At 68.2% G+C, this 20,160-nt stretch carries 12 protein-coding genes; 1 reads left to right on the top strand and 11 read right to left on the bottom strand.

Translation table 11 applies throughout. The annotated features are described in order from the left end of the window. Positions 1-188 precede the first annotated feature (188 nt). Positions 189-1,451 (top strand): NADP-dependent isocitrate dehydrogenase, encoded by a 1,263-nt coding sequence (icd, locus tag H7A13_08265; protein MCP5333337.1) that lies wholly within the window; start codon positions 189-191, stop codon positions 1,449-1,451. 68 nt (positions 1,452-1,519) lie between these two features. On the opposite strand, the gene recQ is transcribed toward icd, so the two are convergent. The 11 genes from recQ to H7A13_08210 all read right to left on the bottom strand — a co-directional run bounded on the left by recQ (position 1,520) and on the right by H7A13_08210 (position 20,034). After that, entirely contained in the window at positions 1,520-3,334 is a 1,815-nt protein-coding gene (gene recQ, locus H7A13_08260) for a DNA helicase RecQ (GenBank protein ID MCP5333336.1), read from the bottom strand. Between the two features lie 114 nt (positions 3,335-3,448). Next, positions 3,449-4,195 (bottom strand): HNH endonuclease, encoded by a 747-nt coding sequence (locus H7A13_08255; GenBank protein MCP5333335.1) that lies wholly within the window; start codon positions 4,193-4,195, stop codon positions 3,449-3,451. Continuing rightward, on the bottom strand, positions 4,192-4,884 hold the full coding sequence (locus H7A13_08250; protein MCP5333334.1) for an RNA ligase family protein: 693 nt from the start codon (positions 4,882-4,884) through the stop codon (positions 4,192-4,194). The genes H7A13_08255 and H7A13_08250 overlap by 4 nt, the downstream gene beginning before the upstream one ends. Continuing rightward, positions 4,881-5,411: a hypothetical protein gene (locus H7A13_08245; GenBank protein MCP5333333.1), complete on the bottom strand. Its 531-nt coding sequence runs from the start codon at positions 5,409-5,411 to the stop codon at positions 4,881-4,883. Before H7A13_08245 ends, H7A13_08250 begins: the two co-directional genes overlap by 4 nt. Continuing rightward, entirely contained in the window at positions 5,404-6,798 is a 1,395-nt protein-coding gene (locus H7A13_08240; GenBank protein MCP5333332.1) for a DUF3696 domain-containing protein, read from the bottom strand. Before H7A13_08240 ends, H7A13_08245 begins: the two co-directional genes overlap by 8 nt. Positions 6,799-6,807: 9 nt before the next feature. Continuing rightward, the gene (locus H7A13_08235; GenBank protein ID MCP5333331.1) at positions 6,808-10,734 is read right to left on the bottom strand and encodes an N-6 DNA methylase; all 3,927 of its coding nucleotides are present in this window, start codon (positions 10,732-10,734) and stop codon (positions 6,808-6,810) included. Continuing rightward, positions 10,731-13,529: a DEAD/DEAH box helicase gene (locus H7A13_08230; protein MCP5333330.1), complete on the bottom strand. Its 2,799-nt coding sequence runs from the start codon at positions 13,527-13,529 to the stop codon at positions 10,731-10,733. The genes H7A13_08235 and H7A13_08230 overlap by 4 nt, the downstream gene beginning before the upstream one ends. 3 nt (positions 13,530-13,532) lie before the next feature. Further along, complete coding sequence (locus H7A13_08225; protein MCP5333329.1) at positions 13,533-13,856, bottom strand: type II toxin-antitoxin system RelE/ParE family toxin; 324 nt, start codon at positions 13,854-13,856, stop codon at positions 13,533-13,535. Beyond that, complete coding sequence (locus H7A13_08220; GenBank protein MCP5333328.1) at positions 13,853-14,131, bottom strand: type II toxin-antitoxin system Phd/YefM family antitoxin; 279 nt, start codon at positions 14,129-14,131, stop codon at positions 13,853-13,855. The genes H7A13_08225 and H7A13_08220 overlap by 4 nt, the downstream gene beginning before the upstream one ends. 76 nt (positions 14,132-14,207) lie before the next feature. Continuing rightward, positions 14,208-19,493 carry a DEAD/DEAH box helicase gene (locus H7A13_08215; protein ID MCP5333327.1) on the bottom strand — a complete coding sequence of 1,762 codons (5,286 nt, stop codon included), beginning with the start codon at positions 19,491-19,493 and terminating at the stop codon, positions 14,208-14,210. 202 nt (positions 19,494-19,695) lie between these two features. Beyond that, on the bottom strand, positions 19,696-20,034 hold the full coding sequence (locus tag H7A13_08210) for a cold shock domain-containing protein (protein MCP5333326.1): 339 nt from the start codon (positions 20,032-20,034) through the stop codon (positions 19,696-19,698). Positions 20,035-20,160 lie beyond the last annotated feature (126 nt).

The following is a 20,160-nucleotide window of genomic DNA, read 5'->3' as shown; positions in this document are numbered from 1 at the left end:
AAAAAATTACCGGAACGGCCAAAACGGCGATTTCGCTTTGGTATACTCCGGCCATCTTCGGCGACGGGTTGAAATCGAATTACCGAACCGCAACTGTCGTTCTGCCCTGCATGGATGGTGCGGGTCGCGGGTGAGGCAGTCTACCCATCAGTCGCTCCCCTTGGAATGCATCTGGAGCAGTCAGGACCATGAAACGGACAAAGCTGGTGATTCCCAAAGACGGTGAAAAGATCACCGCCAATGCGGATCTCTCTCTCAACGTGCCCAACCACCCCATCATCACCTACATCGAGGGTGACGGCACCGGTGTCGACATCACGCCGGTGATGCTGAAGGTGGTCAACGCCGCCGTCGACAAGGCCTATGGTGCGCGCCGTTCGATTGCCTGGATGGAGATCTACGCCGGTGAGAAGGCGACCCGGGTCTATGGGCCGAACGAGTGGCTGCCCGCCGAGACCCTCGAGGCTTTCAGGGAGTATCTGGTCGGCATCAAGGGGCCATTGACGACGCCGGTCGGCGGCGGCATTCGCTCGCTCAACGTGGCGCTGCGTCAGGAGCTCGACCTCTATGTCTGCATCCGCCCGGTGCGCTGGTTCAAGGGGGTGCCGAGCCCGGTGATCGCACCGCAGAAGACCGACATGGTGATCTTCCGCGAGAACTCCGAGGACATCTATGCCGGCATCGAATGGAAGGCCGATTCGCCCGAGGCGATCAAGCTGATCCGATTCCTGCGCGAAGAGATGGGTGTCACCCAGATCCGCTTTTCGGAGCATTGCGGCATCGGCATCAAACCGGTCTCCGAAGAGGGCACCAAGCGGCTGGTGCGCAAGGCGATCCAGTATGCGATCGACTGCGATCTGCCGTCGGTCACGCTGGTGCACAAGGGCAACATCATGAAGTACACCGAAGGGGCCTTCAAGGATTGGGGCTACGAGCTGGCGCGGGAGCGGTTCGGCGCCACGCCGCTCGATGGCGGAAGCTGGCATGCCTTCAACAATCCCAGAACCGGACGGCAGATCGTCGTCAAGGATGTGATTGCCGACGCTTTCCTGCAGCAGATTCTGATGCGGCCCGAAGAGTACAGCGTCATCGCCACCCTCAACCTCAATGGTGACTACATCTCCGACGCGCTGGCGGCCGAGGTGGGCGGCATCGGTATCGCCCCCGGCGCCAACCTGGGCGGCAGCGTCTCGGTGTTCGAGGCCACCCACGGCACGGCACCCAAGTACGCTGGCCAGGACAAGGTCAATCCGGGGTCACTGGTGCTCTCGGCCGAGATGATGCTGCGCCATATCGGCTGGAGCGAAGCGGCCGACCTGATTCTGAAGGGCGTCGAGGGCGCCATCGAGGCCAAGACCGTCACCTACGACTTCGAGCGGCTGATGCCCGATGCCAAGCTGCTGAGGTGCTCCGAATTCGGCGACGCCATCATCAGGAACATGGAAGGCTGATCGAGCGCTGCGCCTCGGGTGGCCATGCCGATCGCTCCACTGCCCGGCATGGCGCCACCGCCCGCCCATCATGGCGTCATGCCACCGATCACCGCCAGAAACGCCTCCCCGTAACGCTCCAGCTTGGCGGCGCCGACGCCGTTGATCTGCGCCAGATCCGCCAGCGTCCGAGGCCGCTCGGCGGCCATCTGCGCCAGCGTCGCGTCGTGGAAGATCACATAGGCCGGCACGCCGTGGGCGTCCGCCAGCCGCCGCCGTTCGGCGCGCAGCGCCTCGAACAGCGCCTGCTCGGCGCTCGCCAGCAGCGGTGCCGCGCTGCCCTTGCGCCGGCGACGCTCGCGGGCGGTGCTCTCCTCACGAAGAAACAGCCGTTGCTCGCCGCGCAGCACCGGCCGCGCCGCCTCGGTCAGACGCAGGCCACCGTGGCCGTCGATCTCCACACTCACCAGACCCCGCGCGGCAAGCTGGCGGAACAGCGAGCGCCACTGCGCCGCTGGGCGCTCCTGCCCGCGGCCAAACAGAGCGAGCCGGTCGTGGCCGAAGCTTGCGATGCGCGGATCATCCCCGCCGCGCAGCACCTCGATCAGATAGCCCACACCGAAGCGCTGGCCGGTGCGGTAGACACAGGAGAGCGCGAGCTGCGCCGCCTCGGTGGCGTCGAAGGTGGCCGGCGGGTCGAGGCAGTTGTCGCAGTTGCCGCAGGGCGCCGGGAGTTGTTCGCCGAAATAGGCGAGCAGCGCCTGGCGCCGGCAGCCGGTGCTCTCGGCGAGGCCCAGCAGCGCGCTGAACTTGGCCTGCTCGACGCGGCGGCGCTCTTCGGGCGCATCGCTGGCCGCCAGCAACTGGCGCGTGCCGACCACGTCCGCCAGGCTGTAACCGAGCCAGGCGTTGGCCGGCAGGCCGTCGCGCCCGGCGCGGCCGGTCTCCTGGTAATAGCCCTCGACGTTCTTCGGCAGCCCCAGATGCGCCACGAAGCGCACGTCCGGCTTGTCGATGCCCATGCCGAAGGCCACCGTCGCCACCATCGTGAGGCCATCCTCGCGCAGGAAGCGGCGCTGGTTTGCAGAGCGCGTTTCGGCCGGCAGACCGGCGTGGTAGATCAGTGCCGGGCGGCCGTGACGCGCGAGCCACTCCGCGGTCTCCTCCACCCGGCGGCGGGTCGGGCAGTAGACGATGCCGCTGTCGGTGCGGTGGTGTGCATCCAGAAACGCCAGCAGCTGCTCGCGTAGGCCCTCGCCCTGGCGGATGTGGTAACGGATGTTCGGGCGATCGAAACTCGCCGTGAATACCGCCGCAGCGGTGAGCCCAAGGCGCTGCACGATATCGCGCTGCGTCGGCCCGTCGGCGGTGGCGGTCAGCGCCAGGCGCGGCACGCCGGGAAAGCGCTCGCCGAGCACGCCAAGGCCGAGATACTCGGGCCGGAAGTCGTGCCCCCACTGCGATACGCAGTGCGCCTCGTCGATCGCGATCAGCGCCACCGGCACGCGCGACAGCAGTTCCAGCGTGCGCTCGCCAACCAGACGCTCCGGCGCCATGTAGACCACCTTCAGCCGCCCGGCGAGCAGCTCGCGCTCGATCGCCGCCGCCTCGCCGGCCGGCAGGCCCGAGTGCAGCGCCGCCGCAGCCACGCCGAGCTCGCGCAGCGCCGCCACCTGGTCGTCCATCAGCGCGATCAGCGGCGACACCACCACGCCGACGCCGCCCCGCACCAGCGCCGGCACCTGATAGCACAGCGACTTGCCGCCGCCGGTCGGCATGATCACCAGCGCGTCGCCGCCGGCCACCACGTGGTCGATGATCGCCGCCTGCCGGCCGCGGAAGGCGTGATAGCCGAAGACGCGGGTGAGGATGTCGAGGGGGGTGTCGAGGCCGGCGAGTGTCATGGGTCTTGGCTCATCTTCGGCAGTACGTTGTGGGATTGCATCGCCCTGCACGCCTCAGCCGATGCCCGCGCCAAGGCGTCGAGGTGATCGCGCAGTGGGATACCGAATCCACCGTCACAGTGCCCTAAACACGTGACCCCGATGCCAGGCCAGATAGGGCGCGTGCGCCGCACTCAGCCGCGTGAGCCGCAGCGCCGGGTTCAGACCGAGGATCGCGACCGCCCCGGCCGGCAGCGCGGGTGAAATCTCGATGCGGCCGGCGGCGTCGAAGGCGATGAAGCCCTGATCGAAGGCCACGTCCAGATGCGCGGCCAAGAGCAGGCCGTTGTGCACGTCCAGGCGCTCGGCGTCGCTGGCGTCCTTCCACGGCTTGGCGTGACTGGCGCGCAGCAGCTCCGGCACGTCGAGGCCGGTGAGCGCGCAGCGCCCGCCCCAGTAGTCGAACAGTCCCTGGCGGAACAGCGCCTGCCCGCGCCGCTGGCGCACCCATGCCAGCGCCTCGGTGGTGTCGACGTCGGCAGTGGTTTGTTTGAATTCGGTCAGCAGCGCATCGGGCAAGGTGCGCTCCAGCACCCGCGCCCGGTGCAGCAGCGTCAGCAGGTCGTTGGCCGAGCCCACCCGTCGTGCGCCCTGCGCCGCGCCGGGCAACGACCCGCTCCACGCCGTGCCGATGGCGGTTTCCGTCAGCACATCGCGGCGCGACAGCGCGGCAATGAGCGCCTCATCCTGCCCGCGCAGCCACAGCGTCAGGTCACGGCCCGGGATGGCGAACGCCAGCCAGCCGTCGGTCTCGCCCAGTTCCACCACGAAGCCGGCGTCATGGGCGAGCTTGGCGAGCAGGATCGGCGAGAGGCCGGTCATGTCGGATGCGCCGCCAGCCGGTTGTGCGCCGGCGCGCGGCGGCGCCAGTGGGTGTCGATCGCCTGCACGAAATCGGCGCGCACCAGCTTGGCCCGCGCCGCACACCAGTCGCCGACGTCGCGGCGCAGCACGAAGCCTTCGACGTGCGGCGCGCCGCAGGCCGATGGCGTTTCTTCGAGCAGCCGCTTCACCGTCGCCAGCGTCAGCCGGCCGCGGGCAACTTCGGGCACCGCCGGGATGCCGATCCGCGCCAGCAGTGCATTGCGCCGCGCCCGGCTCCAGAAGCGCCCGCTGGCACGATCGTAGACGTCGAAGGCGATGAACCAGTCCGGCAGCGCCGTGTAGGGAATGCTGTGGGTCAAGGCGCACCATTCGCCGAACAGCATCAGCTCTGGCGTGAGCACCTCGCGCAGCCCAGATTCATGCTGCGCCAGCCAGGCCGGCAGCCGGGCGAACTGGCCGGCATGGGGCTCGTACAGATACTGCCCGCGGTTCTGGGCGCGCAAGCTGCCATCCGGTGCCAGCGACAGCCCCAGGTTGGCGCCGTCGAGTTTTTCCTCCACCACCACCTCGTCGGCCAGCAACGCCTGCACCTCGGCGGGCGCAAGCACCTTGTCGTCGCGCGGCGCACCCGCGCCGAGCCAGGCCAGGTGTGGCGTGTGGGGGAAGCGGAAGAATCCTTCACTCATGGCAGCGGCGGCACGGCCTCATTTGGAAACTTCGCCTTGAAAAAGCGGCAAATGTCTTGCGGGCAGAGAAACTCGACGCGCACACCATGTTGCTGTAACCGATCATGCCAGCGCAGCCACTTGCTATCGGTGGCTTGCAGCACCGGAGGTTTCTTCGGGTGCGCATGCGCCACGGCGACGAATTTGCGGTCGGGCGGGTCGAACGCAGCCGCCAACGCCGGATCGGGAAACTCCGCATAGTCGTTGTCTGCGAGCTCGGTCAGCGCGACGCGCTGCACGCGTTTAGGGTTGGCCTGATTCTGCAAAAGCCACTTGAGGAAAGCCTCGCCCACACCCTTGCCTTTGTTGGCATTGAGCCCTTTTTGATATTCGCCCAATATGTGGAATGCAGTGTCGATGACCACGCAGTCCTTTGCTCGGATGTGCTGCAGTCGCTCAATGCAGGCAGCCACGCACTCGGACGATACATCTTGGTGGTGCCGGCTGGCCACTCGTAGCACATTGGTATCAATGACGACCTCAGCCATGCGTCGCTCCTTCGCCCTCCATGCGCCGCCTGATCGCTGCCTGGCTGCGTGCCGCGATTTCGCCCAGATCGTCGCCGAAAAAACCCTCCGGCCAGTTTTCGATCTCGCCGAACATGTCGAGCTTGAGCTCCTCCAGCGCCGCGCCTTCTTCGCCATCGCGAACGAAGTAAACGGCAATCTCCTCGGGTTTGAGCAAGCCTTCGGCCACGCGGCGCTGGAGGCGTAGCAGAAAGTGCTCCGAGTGGCTTTCGATGACGAGCTGCACGCCGCGGGGCTTGCCATCCTCGTAGGCTTGGACGGCGCTGATGAAAGCATCTGCCAGCTCGGTCTGCACGCGCGGATGCAGGTGAATTTCCGGCTGTTCCATCCAGACGGTGGATTGTGGTGGTGCATAAAACGCTTGCACCAGGGCGGGTAAAACCTGCGAGACGCCAAAGCCCACATCGGTGAGCTTGACTTCCGGTGAGTGCGCACGCGTGCGCACTACCACCTCGTATTCCTTGCGTCCTTCGGCAATCGGGCGCACGGTAAAGTCGTTAATCACACCCAGATCCTTGAGCCAGGCAGCGATAAAGACATCAAAACGCTGGAGGCGCTGCTTGTAGCCGCGATTGAGTTTGCGTTTGGCATCGCTGGCGGCGAGGATTGCAGCGATCGCAAATTCCCCTCGCACCCCGACATCGGGCACTGTGTCGCCCGCCCAGTGATAGGTACGCCGGGGAGGTTCGCGCAGCGGCCCCAGATAGATCACCCTTTCAAGCTGGCGTTCCACCTCCAGCGGCAGCAGGGCCAGTGCATCCGCATTCTGGTAGCGCGCCAGCGTCACGTCCGAGAAGCGGTAGAACTTTTCTGGCAACTCGAGGCCCCATTTGCGGCCGGGGGCATGCACCAGCTTTAGCGGTTGAACGTCCAAGACGGATTTTCTGGAGTCATCGATCCTGTGATCGACTGTCAACCTCGGCTCCGCGCCCTGCCGCAGTTCGTAACGGAACGACTCCAAGGTTGGCAGCCCGCGCCCATCAGCACGCAACGTGGCTTGCAGGCGCAAGGTCTCACCGGTGTAGGCGGTTTGCTTGGCGAGTGGGTCGCGCAGGGTCAGCGGCGCGGGCAGCTTCCAGCCCAGGGTGAACCCGAGTTTGGCCCTGAGGTCGTGTCCATAGAGACAATCGGCAAACGTGCCGAGGTCGATGTCCGACTGCAAATCGCCCAAATGCAGGGCACGCCTGCGGTCGGTCAGCCGTGCAGTCTGCTTGAGCGCGAGCAGCAAATGTCCCAGGCTGCTCTTGCCGGCGCTATTGGCACCGAAGATCACCGTGAGTGGAGCCATACGGATTGGCCCCGTATCCCGCCATGCTTTGAAGTTTTGGATGCGAAGTTCGGTCAGCATGCTGCACTCTCATCGATCGTCGTTGAGTCGATCCCAGGCTTCGAGCACGAGGCGCTGGGTGCGGTATTCGCCGTACTGGCGGGTCTCCTTGTCCTTGAGCACGCGGAAGGTTTCGGAGGGGTAGTCGGCCCCCATCACGTCGGCGGGGTCGAGGATGTAGCGCAGTTCATCGCGGGTCAGGCCGTAGAGGCGGGCGTAGCAGGCGTCGAGTTCGGCGCGCAGCTTTGCGCGGCGCTCGGGGTTCCAGGGGAAGGGCTGGCCGCGCTCGGAGGGCGGACGCGGGTCGAAGGCCGGGTTTTCGGCCACCAGGTCGTCGTAGAAGGGCCGCAGGTCGAAGGCGGTGTAGGTGAGCTCCAGCACGCGCGGGACGATGAAGGCCAGCGCCTCGGGGGTGTAGGCGGTGGGGGGCAGCACTGGGAACTGCTTGATGTAGAAATAGTTGAGCGTGGTTCCGCCGATCTTTTGCCGGGCGACGAAATCGAGGGCCAAGGCGCACAGATTGCCGATCAAGGCCGCACACAGACCGGGATGATCTTGCAACGCGACGGGCAGTAATAGCGGAATCTTGTTACCGACGCCGACTCGAGGAAACACCGCCGCAATCACCGTGCGCTCGTCGGTAGAACGGCAGATGTCCCGCCAGCCCATCAGCCAGCCGCGCTGCCAGCCTTTGTCCCGCAGCCGCGCCTCCACCTCGGCGCGCTCCACCCAGTAGCGCGGGGTGGCGGTGACGTCGGGGCGGGCCTTTTCGGCGTCCGTGCTGTCGCGGGCGCCGTCGGCTTCGTCGTCGTCGGTCAGCTTGGCCTGCGCGCCGGCGTAGGTGGCCCAGCGGTGGTCGAACTGGTGGATCAGCTTGGCTTCGTACAGCGGCACCGGGTCGGCCAGTTCGCCGCGCTGGGCGGCAGTGCGGAACAGGTGGCTGTCGTTCGACATGTGGAACAGGGTGGCGAACGAGATCCCCCACGGGTTGCCGTCCGGCCGCCTCTCGTCCCACAGCACCGGCACGCGGCGGTAGATCTTTTTGGTCAGTTCGGCGTCGGCCTGGCTGCGGAACACCGGGCAGGTGCGGGTGTTGGGGTTGAGCAGCGCGAACTCCTCGCGGGAAAGCGTGAGGTGGCGTCGTCGATCTTTTAAATCGGCCGGCGTGTTTAGAAAGAACGCCAGAACCGTTTCTTTGGTCTCGCCGATGGTCAACAGACAGAACTTCATCAGGCTGATCACTGCCGGAAACAACCGGGCTCGATTGTCGAAGTCGAACAGGCTCACCAGCCGGCCGTCGGCAATGTGCGAGAAGAACGCCTTGGTGGAGTCGTCGGTGGCGACACCGCTCGGCACGATGATGCCGGCGCGGCCCTGGGCGGCGCGCAGGGCGAGCGCGGTTTCGGCAAAGAGGGCGTAGGTGTTGACGTCGCCGACGCCGGTGAGCGGGTAGCGCAGGCCTTTGTGGGCGAAGGCGCTGGCGGCCTCCGCGGCGCGCTTGGCGGTCTCGAAGGACTCGAACAAGCGCCGCTCGGGACTGTCGACCGGGGCGCGTTGCAGCGCAGTGATGGCGCGGGCGCGTTCGGCCTTGTTGCGGGCGTTCGCGACATCGGGCGCGCGGCTGGCAAAAAACTCCTGCTCCTGCAGCTTGATGCGCTCCCACGGCGGGTTGCCGAGCACGCAGTCGAAGCCGCCGCGCGCGAACACCTGGGCAAAGGCTTCGCGCCAGTGCAGCACCTGGTGGGCGCGGGCGGTCTGGCGCGCGGTTTCGACTACTGCCTCGTCCACCGGCTGGCCGGTGAGCGCGCGCAGCAGGTGTTCGCTGGTCGGGATGCGCGCTTCGGTTTCCGGCCGCTTGGGGCTGAGGTAGGCGGCGAGCAGCAGGTCTTCGGCCAGGCCCGCCCGCTCCTGTTGAGCGCGCACGGCTTCATACGCGGCGCGTTTGGCGGCGATCTGCTCCAGCGTGTCGTCGGGCAGATCGTCGAGCGCGGCGAGCTCGGCGGCAACGGTGTGGCGGGCAAAGTCGAGCAGCGGCTGCGGGCCCTGCTCGGTCAGGCGCGCGAGCGCCTTGCGCGCCTCGCGATTGCGTTTTTTGAGCCGCTCGCAGGTGGGCTTGTCGTCGCCCGTCAGCGGCTTGAAGGCGTCGTCCGCAATGCCCTGGGTGAGGCAGGCCGGGTCGAGCACGCCGAGCAGGGCGTCGCCCAGCACCAGGTGGGTGTCCAGAAACGACAGCGGCGCCTCGGGCGTCATCGCTTCCAGCCACAAGGCGATCCTGGCGAGTTCCAGCGCCATCGGGTTGCGGTCGACGCCGAACAGGCAGTGCGAGACCACCTCGCGCAGCGCGCGGCGGTGTTCGGCGGCGCCGGGCTGGCCCTGGGCGCGGGCGCGCGCCAGATGCGCCGCCAGCCGCCGCGCGGCGGCGAGCAGGAAGTGGCCGCTGCCAACCGCCGGGTCGATGACGGTGATGGAGAGGATGGCGGCGGCTTCGTCGTCCGGGCGTTCGGCCTTTTTCTGCGCGATGACCGGCTCCAGCGCCGAGTCGAGCAGCGCCTGCACCAGGCTGTCGGGCGTGTAGTAGCTGCCGGAGAGCTTGCGGGCGTTGCCGCGGGTCTCATCGCCGCCGGCGAAGCCGAAGCGGGTGGCGCCCTCGTCGACCACCGGCACCAGTTCCAGCAGGCTCTCATAGACGCTGCCGAGCTCCTCCGGCCCTAAGGCGTGCCAATTCACGCGCTCGGTGGCGCCGTCGCGGGCGATCCAGGCCAGCGCCCAGAGCGCGCCCAGCAGGTGGCGGTTTTGCAGCTGGGCAGCGTCGAGCCAAGGGGTCTGCTCGCTGCCGAACAGGCCGCCCAAGGCGGGCAGCGCCAGGCGCGGTTCGCCGCTGGCCAGACCGCGGAAGGTGACTTTCAGCGCGGCATGGAGATCGGTGTGCGCGTCGTGCGCGCTGCGGCGCACGGCGCGCTCGCGCAGGCGGCGCAGGCCGTAGCCGCGTTCGTACAGCCGTTGGGCGGCGGGGTCGCTGGCGGGCGGGTGCAGCAGGCCGCGTTCTTCCACCGTGAGCAGAAAGATCAGCCGGTAGACCAGGCGCAGCAGTTGCTGGAAGTAGCCGGCGGGGGTGAGCCGGCCTGCGGTCAGCGCGGCGCGTAAATCAGTGTTGGCGGGCTCGGCCAGAAAACCTTGGCCGAGTTCGGCGAGTGCGCGCTCGACGCCGCGGCGCAGTTCGTCGCGGGCGCGGATGCCGGTCTGCTGGCCGACCTGGCGCCAGGCTTCGAGCGCGCAGTTGGCCGAGTCGCCGTCCGGGCGGCCGAAGCGGCTGGCGTGGATGGTGAGCCACAGCGCCGAGAAGTCGGCGAAGCGCTCCTCGGTGAAGATGCGTTCGAGGTCCGCTTCGAGCCACGCCGGGCGGGTGAGGCTCAAGTTGTCGCGCACCAGGCGCAGCTTGAGGCCGTTGCTGACCAGGCCCCACAGCGCGGCGTCGGCGGCGTTGAGGTATTCCTGCAAGAGGCCAAACGGGCTGCGCCGGCGGCCGGCTTCGCCGAAACGGGCGTGGCCCTCGTCGAGCCCTTCGCTGGGCGCGGCGATCAGCACCGGCACGTGGCCTTGGGTGTGGCTGATGGGAAAGCTGCGCTCGCCCAGCACGATGGGCGCCGGCAGCTTGTGCAGCGCGTCGAAACCGAGTGTTTCGAGCAGTGCGGTGATGAAGCGCTCGGCCGCCGCAGGTGTAGGCGTGGGCGTGGGCGTGGCCAGCGTGGGCTGGAACTTCAGCCACTGCGCCTGGGCCATGCGCCAGGCGCGGGCGATCTCGTCACGCAGGTTGAGGCCGTCGGGAATGGCGTAGTCGTGTGGCTGTTGCCGCGGCGCTTCGAGGTGGGCGACCTTGGCCAGCCACTCGGCGTTGAACAGGCTGCCTTCGATCGTGAGGGCGTCGTAGGCGAGTGTGGGCAGGGGGCGGCGGGTCATGTCTGCACCGGCAGCAGCACGTAGGCGGCGATCACGTCCACCGGCAGCAGCGCGCGCACCTGATACTCGCCGCGCGCACGGGCGGCGTCGCGCACGCGGCGATGGTCGGCGAGCAGCAGCTCGGCGCGCTGCGCGGCCAGTGATTCCAGCGCGGCCGTCTGCTGCCCGAGGGATGCCAGCGCCTCGGCTACGAAGCGGCTGCGTGCGGCGGGGGCGAGTTCCGCGCCGGCCGGCGCCGCGAACCAGTCGGCCACCGGCGGGGCGATCTGCCACTGCGGGTCGTTCCGGCCGACCAGCGCCACCGGCAGGGCTTCTTCGACCATCAGCGTGCGGGCGCCATCGCCGCGGCCGAGCGTGAGCTGGTGGCGCAGGCGCAGCAGCAGCACGGTGGTGAACTGGGTGACCGCGGGGCTGATCCAGGCGCCGGTGCGGCCGAGGCGCGCCGGGTCGGACGGGCCGTCGGTGCGCTCGTCGAGCGTGAACTCCAGCAGATGTTCGGCCAGCGTGGCGACCAGCGGATGGGCGCGGTGCATGGGCGCGCAGCCGGGCGCGGCTGGCGGGGCGAAGTCGATGTCCATGCGCTCATCGAGCCCCTGCGCGGCCAGACGCTCGCGCAGAGCCGGCGGCAGCGCCGGCAGCGGTACGCGCAGAATCTCCTTGCCGGCGCGGCGGCGTGCTTCCGAGCCGGCTCCGAGGCGCGCGAGGCTGCGCTCGACGAAGCGGCGCACGGCCGTGGCATCGCCGAGCGCGCTGCGCGCATGCTCCCACTCCGGCAGCACCTCTTCGGGCCGGACGCCGCGCTGGGCGAACACCGTGCGGTTGGCGCGGGTCTTTTCGGCCAGGTCGGTCCAGATGACGTCGAGATCGCGCGCCGGCGGCAGCTCGCCGAAGTCGAATGCCTGCTGCTGGCGCAGGCCGCCATCCTTGCGGCGCAGCAGCACCGCGGACATCAGCGCCTGGGTCAGGCCGTGGTCGTCGTCCGGCAGCGGCACGGGCACGCCGAGTTCGCGACGGATGGCCTCGGCCTTGCGCAGGATGACGTTCAATACCGCACCATCCACCGGATTGTTCTCGCCATAGAGCAGCACCGCGCGCACCAGCCGCGCCGGCTGGCCGAAGCGATCCACGCGCCCTTCGCGCTGCTCGTGGCGCGTGGGATTCCAGGAGAGGTCGTAGTGCACGACGGCGTCGAGGTGCTGCTGGAGATTCACGCCTTCGGACAGGCAGTCGGTGGCGATCAGCAGCCGCTGTTCATGCTCGCCGAGCGCCTCGGCGCGGGCGCGGCGCTCCTCGGCCGGCAGCTCGCCGGTCACCACCTCGATGGTGTGTTTGGGGAAGCGCTGGCGCAAATGCGCGCCGAGGTAATGCGCAGTGGCGATGTAGCGGCAGAACACCACCGGCGCGTGGCCGGCCTTGAACAGCTCATCAAGAATGAGCGCCAGCCGGGCGAGCTTGGGGTCGTCGCGCTCGCCTTCCAGCCGGCGCGCCTGTTCCAGCAGCGCGCCGAGCGCGGCATCCTCGGCGCCCGGTTCGACGTCGTCGTCAGTGAGGGCATCGCTGCTGCCGTCGAACACGCGCGCGGCCAGATCCTCGGCGCCGTCGTCGTCGGCCGCCAGGCGCCGGGTGCCGAGCGCCTGCGCCGCCGCGGCCGGGCTCGAGGAGACGCAGCGCATCAGCGCCAGCGTGCCCCAGAAGGTGAGGCGCTGGCGGCGCGCATCATCGCCCGCGCGTTCGGTGACGGCGGCGCAGTAGTCGAGCACGGCCTCGAAGAACTGCTCCCAGCGACCACCGAGCCGGTAGGTGGCCTCGGCCACCTCACGGCGCGGGAACAGGCCGTCATCTTTCCAGGCATTGATGTCCGGGCGGCGGCGCTGCACGTAGTGGGCGGCGAGCTCCTGACGCAGCCGGTCGCGCGCCTCGCCCTGGGCGGTGGCGAGCGCCTCGAAGGCCGGCTTGAGCAGTGCGAGCAACCGGTAGAACGCCTGCTCGTCGCCACTGTGCGGGGTGGCGGTGAGCAGCACCAGGTGGCGGTGCGGGTTGGCGGCCAGCTCCTTGAGCAGCGCGTAACGCAAATGCGTGCGGTCGCTGGCAGACGAGCAGGTGTGGGCCTCGTCGACGATCACCAGCTCGGGGCAGGCGCGGGCGAATTCGTCGCGCCGCTTCTGGCTTTTGATGTAGTCCAGGCTGACCACGGTGACGGCATGCTGCTCGAACAGGCTCACGCCGACCGGCAGGCCGCGCTCCAGACGCGCGGCGCTGGCGGCGGTGACCGCGACCGCCGGGAAGTGGAAGCGTTCGGTCAATTCCCCGACCCACTGCTCGACCAGGTGCGGCGGGCAGAGCACGGCAAAGCGCTGGATCTCGCCGCGATCGAACAGCTCGCGGGCGATCAGCAGCGCCTCGATGGTCTTGCCGATGCCGACGTCGTCGGCGATCAGCAGGCGCACCGGGTCGAGCTTGAGCGCCATCAGCAGCGGCACCAGCTGATAGCTGCGCGGCTCGATGCCGACGTTGCCGAAGCTGCGGAATGGCCCGGCGCCGCGGCGCAGCGATAGCGTCAGCGCGTCGGCCAGCAGCGCGGCGGTTTCGCGGTTGCCGATGTCGTCGGCCGCAGGGGCGTCGAAATGTGCAGGCCGGATGTCCGGTTCGAGTTCCAGGTGCAGCCAGGCAGTGTCGGCCTCGGAGCCCGACAGCGGGCGCAGGTGCAGGGCCTCGGGCTCGCTGGTCGGCAGCACCACCCAGTCACGGCCGCGGGCGCGGACCAGGCTGCCGGGGGTGTAAGTCGGTGCGTTCATCGGTCAACCCAGCAGGCGGCGTTGCAGTCGGGTTTGCATGTCTTGCCTGCCATCGGCGATCAGCATGACGGTGACGGTGCCGGCCGATACCTGATAGACCACCCGCCATGGCTTGTAGTGAAGCTGGCGGAACTGCTTGATACCGAGGGCGGCCAGCTCCGGCGGGTACTCGCCGCGCTCGGGGAAGTCGCGCAACGTGGCGAGCTTTTCGTGGATCCGCTCCAGCACACCATCGGCGCGCTCGATGCCGTCCTGCGCGGCGATGAAGGCGTACAGGTCATCGAGATCGCGCAGCGCATCCTCGGTGAGAAGGACGGCAAAGCTCATTCGCTGCCCTGGTGACGCGCCTTCACCCGGGCGACGGCGTCATCGAGCGGCACGACCTTGCCTTCAGCGATCTGCTGCTGGCCGAGCGCCAGAATCTTGAGCAGGGCAAGCGTCTGTTGCGTCTGCTCGTAGCTGTGGATGTCCTGCACCACGGCCTTGGCCTCGCCGTTCAGGGTGATGACCATGGAGGTGCCCTCCTCGCCGAGCTGGCGCACGACCTCGGAGGCATGGGCCTTGAAGTAGCTCAGTGGGCGGATGTGGGTGGCGAGTTTCATGTCAGTGCCTCGTCATGATGGCTGAATTCGGTCCGATTATAGGTCGCCTGCCAGCGATTGGAACCCGGCACTGCGGTCATCGGCCGATCAGCTTCGCGAGCTTGCCGAAGGCGAGCGCCCACTGGGAGCGATCGTCGCCGAAGCGGACGAAGGTGTAGCCCCGGTCTTCCCATTCGGTTTGCAGGTCGCGCGGCGTATCCGGCAGGGCCACGGCCACGTAGTGGTCGGCCCAGTGCAGCAGCGGGCTGCCGCCGTGCTCGACGGCAACCGGCGGCGGCAGATCGCTCGTTTCGGCAGCAAACGCCTGCCGCCAGATCGCCTGCCAGCCTTTGGCTTCGTCCACGTCTGCTTCTGCGCCGGATGACGACTGCGGCGGAGCATTCTCGGTCAGCGCGGTTTCGGAGCAGGCCAGGCGCCACAGGATGCGGCGGGCGTGTTCGTCGCGCCGGTCCAGCAGTTCGTGTTCCGGCTGGTTGTAGTAGGAGAGCAGGCAGCGGTAGCAGCCGGCGACGCAGGCGGTGTCGGGCAGGTCCGGCAAGTCGGCGGGCGGCGTCTGCCGCAGCGTCGCCAGATCGTCCGGCAGCTCGAGGTGCAGCAGGCGCAGCGCGGTCTGGGCGACGCGCGCCAGCGCATCCGCTTCGCTCACCAGGCGCGACAGCACGCCGGCGCCGCCTTCGGTGGCCTCGTAGAACAGCACGCCTTTGCGCTCGGCGCGGCTCGGCAGGGGTTCGGCCAGCAGTTCGCTCTCTTCGAGCTGGAACAGCGACTCGATGCCACGCTTGAGCGCGTACTGCACGGTGGCCAGGGTCACATCCGACCAGGCGCCCGCCGGTTGCAGCAACAGCGCGTTTTTCTGGTCTTCGACATAGGGCACCACGCGCTGCGGCGGCAGCTTGTCGGGGTCGGGCTCGGCGGCGCCGTTGGCCTCTTCGGTTTCGTCTTTTTGCCAGTAGCCGGTCTTGGGGCTCAGGTTGAAGCCGAACACGCCCTTGTCCTTGCGCCGGCGCAGGCCCTTGTTGATGCGGGTGATGGTGGCGCCGGCGCTGTAGCGCAGCTGCACGATGTCGCCCTCGGCGTCGCGCGCCACCAGCACACGGGCGTCGATCTGGCCGTTGCGCCGCGCCCACTGGAAGGTGGTCTGCAACTCGAAGGCCTGACGCTGGCGCTCCTCGTCGTTGGCGGTGATGCGCTCGGCGGGTTCGGTGTCGACGGCATCGACGCGGTAGAGCTCGCGCACCCACTCGGCGTTGCCGAGATCGGCCCGGCAGGCGTGGCAGCGCTCGTCCTGGATGTCGAAATGCGCGGCGCCGCAGGCCGCGCAGAGGCGCGCGGCCAGTGTCGGCAGCCGCTGCTGGCTCGCCTCGCCCTGCTGGCTGCCGACGGCGATGCGCACGCGCACCACGCGAAAGGCGCGGCCTTCGTGATAGACCAGGCTGCGCGGGCCGAACTCGGCGATGCCCAGAAAGCGCGGCCGCTGCAGGAAGGTCTGGTTGCGCGCGCCGTCGCCGCTGCCCGGCACATAGGCCATCAGCGGCAGGCGCGGGAAGTTGTAACCGGGCAAAAAGCCTTCGGTCGCAAGGTAGCGGTAGGTGTAGAAGTCGCTCGAAAGGGTCTCGCGGCCGTGCAGCAGCAGCTCGATCTGTTCGATGGCCTGGCGGTGGCGGCGCTTGGCGGCGTCCTTTTCCTTGGGATCGCGCACGGTGAAGTCGTTGAGCGTTGCCTGGGCCTGGTCGCGCTGGCGCACGGCGCCGTTGAACAGCTCGCGCCACCGGCGAAAGGCGGCATCGAAGGCATCGACCGCGCCGCTCAGCACGCGCGCGGCAAAGGCTTCGGCGCCGTCGTACCAGGGCGCCTGCTGCGTGCCGAGCTGCGGCGCGAGGTTGTGCAGGATCGGCAGCGCCTGGGCCTCGGCGTGGCGGCGCACTTCCAGCTGGGCGAAAGCGTCGAGCAGTTCCCGGCGCACCGGCAGGCCGGGCTGCTCGGGCTGCACCACGTCGGCGATCGCCTTGCCGAGCGCCTCGCCGCTGGCGGCGAGCCAGATCGCCTGCAGGTGGCTTTCGAGCAACTGGCGGTTGGCCAGATCGATCAAGGGCGCGCGCACCTCCCCGTGCACCATCTGCCGCTGCTCGTGGAAGAAGAACTGGTCGTGCGGGCTGCGCGCGGCGCAGTAGGTGACCACCAGCGCCGCCTGGCCGCTGCGCCCGGCGCGGCCGGCGCGTTGCGCGTAGTTGGCGGGCGTGGGCGGCACGTTGCGCAGGTAGACGGCATTGAGCGCCGAGATGTCGACGCCGAGCTCCATCGTCGGCGAGCAGTAGAGCACCGGCAGAAAGCGCGTGCTCTCGCCAAGCAGCCGGGCGCTGTCGCCCAGCTCGCCGTGCAGGGCCTCGCGGTCCTTGTCACTGTGGCGAAAGCGCGCCTCGCGAATCTCGCGCACGCGCGATTCGACCTGGGCGGTGTGCTCGCGGCCCTCGAAGCGCAAGATGGCGGCGCCACCCGCTTGCAGGGTCTGCGCCAAGGTGCCGTAAAGCTGGGTGAAAAAGGCGTTGGCGCGGCCGCGGGCGAGCGTGCCGTCGCCGGCCAGCAGGCGCACGCGCTGGGAGGCGAGCCGCCAGCCGGGGGCGCGAAACGGCGTGGTGTCGTCACAGCGCACGAACTTGCCGCGCGCGGCGCCGAGCATCCACTCCAGCAGCTCGCGGTAGGCATCGCGCCCGAGCGGCTTGTCCACACCCCACAGCGAGCCCTGGCGCAGCGCCTTGCCGAGCGGGCTTTGCAGACCGGCGCGCAGGATCAGATCCTCGTCCCGTCCCTGGCGCTGACCGCCGCCGGGCGGGTCCAGAAACAGCCAGCGCGCCGGGCGCAGCGTTTCGTCACGGCCAAAGGCCCAGGGCAGGCGCAGGAACTTGCGGCTCTCGTCGGCCAGCTTGCGCAACTGCTGGTCGTCGAGCGCGGCGGCGTCCACCGCGAGGCCCCGGCGCAGGTGATCGAACAGCGCGGTGAATGCCTGGGCGCGCACCGTGGGGCTCGCCGCGCGCAATACGGCCGGCGCGTCGCGGAAGTTTTCCGGGTCCGCGGCGAAGGGCTCCAGATCCTGATACACGACGCGCAGCAGGCCGAGCTGTTCGAGGTTGGGGTTGGTGTAGCGCCAGCCACGCCGCTGGTCGAACCAGGCGCGGTAGGCCAGCACCTGGCGCAGCACGTTGGCGGCATCCTGCAGATCGCGGCCGGACAGCGCCGGTTCTTGCAGCCATTCGGCGAGGTGGGTTTGCGCCGGGTCCGCCTGGGGCGGGATCGGCCGGTCGAAGCCGAGCGCGCGCACCATGCGCTCGCCCAGATCGGCATCGGCGACGCCCTGTGGCGCGGCGTCGAGTGCGCCGAAAAAGGCCGATCGGATCAGGCTGACGAAGATGAAATCGTTGAAATGGCCGGCCTGCAGCGCGGCGTCCTGGCGGTTATCGGTGAAGGCGAGCAGCTTGCGCGTGTGCGGCGCAAAGCCGGCCTGCTGCTGCATCCACTCCAGCGTCGCGGTGGTGATGACCGTGGTGGCCGAACTGCGGCCCTCGGCCGAGAGCGACGCCAGCCGGTTGGTGTCCTTGCCCTGCACGCTGTGCACCGCGCGGCAGCGCAGGCAGAAGCGGAACTTGCCAGGCAGAAAGTAGCCGGGCACGCCTTGGCCGAGCACGCCGTCGGGTGCCGCGCGCAGCGGCACGGCCTTGAGCTTGCGGTAGGTCTTCTTCAGTCGCGGCGTGTTGGCGGCGCCGGTTTCGAGCCAGCTTTCCGGGTAGTCCTCGAGGTCGCCGGTGAAGGTGAAATCGGCGTCGCCCGGCCCCACCAGAAAGAAGCCGGTCTGTTCGCCCTCGCTGTCGGCATCGGCGGCGTCCTCGTCCTTGATGGCCGTGACGTCGTCGATGTCGCGCGGCAGCAGCACCGGCGCGCCGCCTTCGACGCGCTGGCGCACACCGTGGTACTCCTGCCCGCAGTCGCGGCAGAAGTAGGTGGGGTAGAGACGCTTCAAATCCTCGCTACCCGGCAGGTACTGCTGGCCTTCGAGCACCACCGCGCGCGTGCCAGGCGGCTCCAGCGTGACGTAGGCAGTCGCCGCGCCGGAGAGGAACTGGTGCAGCTTGAAGGCAAAGAACGGGTTGGGTGAGTCACTGCGGCCCGGCATGCGCTCCCGTTCGGGCAATGCGGCGGCGAGCAGGAACGCCTGCAAGGCGGTGAGGCAATACTCACGATCGAGGCCGGATGTCGTCGCCAGCGCTACGGCCGCCTCGTCCACCGTCAGCGGCTTGGCACGCACCGGCTTGCCGTCGCGAAAGTCGAGACCGAGCGTGGTCTCGACCCAGATGGCGAGCGGATGGCCGCGCAGCTGGGCATCCGCAAGGCGTTCAAAGCCGCCGGCGGTGATCGCCTCGGTCAGTTCGGTGGCGACGCTGTCGGCCGTGCGGGTGGGATCGGTGGCGCGCTCCAGCGTCTCGGTGATGACGTCGCCAGGCTCGATGGCGGCATCGAACAGCTTGGCCGCGACCTCGGCAACCACCCGGTTCTTTTCTTCCTGCGAACCCTCGCTCGCCATCGTCGCCGAGGTGCCGATGCACTGCAGGCGTTCGGCGTTGAGGCGCTGCCTGACGCGCCGCACCAGCAGCGCGACGTCGGCGCCCTGGCGGCCGCGATAGGTGTGCAGCTCGTCCAGCACCAGAAAGCGCAGGTCCGCGCAGTGGTCGATCACCTCGCGGTCGAGCGCATCCTGCCGGGTGAGCAGCAACTCCAGCATCATGAAATTGGTGAGCAGGATGTCGGGCGGGTTGGCGCGAATCTGCTCGCGTACCTCCTCGCGCTCCTGGCCGGTATAGCGCGCGAAGGTGACAGGCGGGGTGAGCCCGGGCAAAAACTTCTGCAGCTCTTCGAGCTGGCTGTTGGCGAGCGCGTTCATCGGGTAGATCACGATGGCGCGCGTGCGCGGCGTCGGGTCCTCGGCCTTGGCGCGCAGGATGGCATCGACGATGGGAATGAAAAAACACAGCGACTTGCCCGAACCGGTGCCGGTGGTCACCACATAGCTGTGGCCGGCTCGCGCCAGCGCGATGGCCTCGGACTGATGGCGATGCAGCCGCAAGGGCTCGCCGCCGGCCTGAAAGATGCGTTCGGTTCCGGAATGAAGTTCGCCCGCCGCCACGTGCTCAGTGATCGACTTGCCCGGCTTGAAGCGCGGGTTGATCTGGATCAGCGGCTGCGGCCAGTAGCGGCCGGAATCAAAGGTCTGATCGACCTGGCTGCGGATGTCGTCGGCGCCGATGTGGGTGAATGAACGCGCGAAGGCGCTGTAACCGTCGATCAGGCTGCTTCTCAGTGAAAACAGATCCAAATTTTCTCCTGAAGCCTGTTCTGTTCATGAGTTCACACGGCTGAAAGCACCCATCGGCTGGCCGGGGACTGGGTGTCGGTGACCAGGCCAGCAGGTTTTCCGGCATCACACTGGAGTTTGCTTCCTGGCTTGATTGTATCTTCTTGGAAGGCCGAGCGTTGCAGCGACAGGCGTCGAATCCGCATCGCGTCCTTGGGCACTTTCACTCTACGGCCATGCTTTCCAGAGAGCGCTGGCTGGCGGTGTCGTGATGCTCATGCGTTTTTGCCATCTCCGGGCGAGCGGGTGGAAGATCGGGTGCCGCGTCGGCGGGAAGTGAGCTGCTCTCTTCCAGCATGTCCAGAGGCCTGATGCCGATGGCGTGGTAGCCCTTGGGACCCTTGGAGATCTCGAAACTGACTCTCTGGCCCGCCTTGAGGGTCTTGTATCCGTCCATGATGATGGCGGAGTAGTGGGCGAACATGTCTTCAGGGCGGTCGTCCGCAATGATGAAACCGTAGCCCTTGGCGTTGTTGAACCACTTGACATGGCCCAGGCTGATTGTCGACATCACAATCGTCTCCTTTTTTATTATTGCGCACGGGTTTTCCCGATGCTGTTATGGCGGACGGTCGTTCAGCGCGGATCCATGCAGCGCATGGATCAAAAATGTTTTCTGGCTGCTTTT

It is taken from the genome of Pseudomonadales bacterium (genome assembly GCA_024234215.1).
In the GTDB taxonomy this organism is placed as follows: Bacteria; Pseudomonadota; Gammaproteobacteria; order Pseudomonadales; family UBA5862; genus JACKOQ01.
Note: the sequence above shows the minus strand (reverse complement) of the source record. Positions and strands in the feature narration are given on the sequence as shown.

Coding starts and splice junctions, on each gene's coding strand:
- icd (MCP5333337.1), top strand. CDS start 189: ATGAAACGGACAAAGCTGGTGATTCCCAAAGACGGTGAAAAGATCACC.
- recQ (MCP5333336.1), bottom strand. CDS start 3,334: ATGACACTCGCCGGCCTCGACACCCCCCTCGACATCCTCACCCGCGTC.
- H7A13_08255 (MCP5333335.1), bottom strand. CDS start 4,195: ATGACCGGCCTCTCGCCGATCCTGCTCGCCAAGCTCGCCCATGACGCC.
- H7A13_08250 (MCP5333334.1), bottom strand. CDS start 4,884: ATGAGTGAAGGATTCTTCCGCTTCCCCCACACGCCACACCTGGCCTGG.
- H7A13_08245 (MCP5333333.1), bottom strand. CDS start 5,411: ATGGCTGAGGTCGTCATTGATACCAATGTGCTACGAGTGGCCAGCCGG.
- H7A13_08240 (MCP5333332.1), bottom strand. CDS start 6,798: ATGCTGACCGAACTTCGCATCCAAAACTTCAAAGCATGGCGGGATACG.
- H7A13_08235 (MCP5333331.1), bottom strand. CDS start 10,734: ATGACCCGCCGCCCCCTGCCCACACTCGCCTACGACGCCCTCACGATC.
- H7A13_08230 (MCP5333330.1), bottom strand. CDS start 13,529: ATGAACGCACCGACTTACACCCCCGGCAGCCTGGTCCGCGCCCGCGGC.
- H7A13_08225 (MCP5333329.1), bottom strand. CDS start 13,856: ATGAGCTTTGCCGTCCTTCTCACCGAGGATGCGCTGCGCGATCTCGAT.
- H7A13_08220 (MCP5333328.1), bottom strand. CDS start 14,131: ATGAAACTCGCCACCCACATCCGCCCACTGAGCTACTTCAAGGCCCAT.